The sequence below is a fragment of the Camelimonas sp. FR25 genome (assembly GCF_059740505.1).
In genome coordinates this window covers 1-826 of the sequence record NZ_JCAWFG010000098.1, presented here as the reverse complement: position 1 = coordinate 826, position 826 = coordinate 1, and the positions used below count along the sequence as shown (strand labels likewise).

Genomic DNA, 826 nt, shown 5'->3' with positions numbered 1-826 from the left:
CGTGCTGGGTCTTGCGGGCGGCGTCAATGGCGACAACAACCGCCTGCGTGTCAGCAATTCTGGCACAATCGACGCCCTTGGCATTGGCGCGGGCGTCTATGTCGATGGCGGCGCCAACCGCGTCTCGCTTCGCAATAGCGGCGATATCGACGCTGACGGCGTCGGTATGGCGGCGTTCGTTACGGGCGACGGTAACGTGGTTCGCGGCAGCAACGCAGTCAGTGGTCAGATCAATTCGATCGGCGCCGGCATGGCGGCCTATGTGGCAGGCGACAGCAACGACCTGCGTCTGCGCAATAACGGCGACGTCACCGTCACGCTGGCAGGCCTCGCAGCCTATGTGCAAGGCGACGACAATACCGCCGTGGTCGCCAATAATAGCCAGGTCACTGCTGGCCTGCTCGGCGCCGGCGCTTTTGCTGAGGGCGATCTCAATACGCTGCTCGTCGTCAATGATGGCGGGGTACAGGCGATTGGCGCAGGCCTGCTTGGCGGCGTCAATGGCGACAACAATTGGGCCCTCGTCGACAATGACGGCACAATCCAGGCCGGGGGTATCGGCGCTGGCCTGTATGTCGAAGGCGATGGCAACAGCGGTCGCATCGCCAACACCGATCTGATCGAGAGCGGCTTGGTTGGCATGGCGGCCTTTGTAAATGGCGACGCCAACAACGTGCGGGTGGTCAATGACGATGACGGCGTCGTCAACTCCATTGGCGCCGGCATGGCCGGCCATGTGGAAGGCAATCGCAACCGCACGCTGATGATCAATGACGGCGAGGTGAACGCAGCGCTTGCCGGCGTTGCGGCCTATGTCGACGGCGAC

Annotated in this window: 1 protein-coding gene; it reads left to right on the top strand. The window is 63.1% G+C overall.

Translation table 11 applies throughout. From position 1 onward, the window contains the following. Positions 1 to 826 (top strand): hypothetical protein (locus AC6A67_RS14180; protein ID WP_498037205.1); only part of this gene is annotated, 826 nt, incomplete at both ends.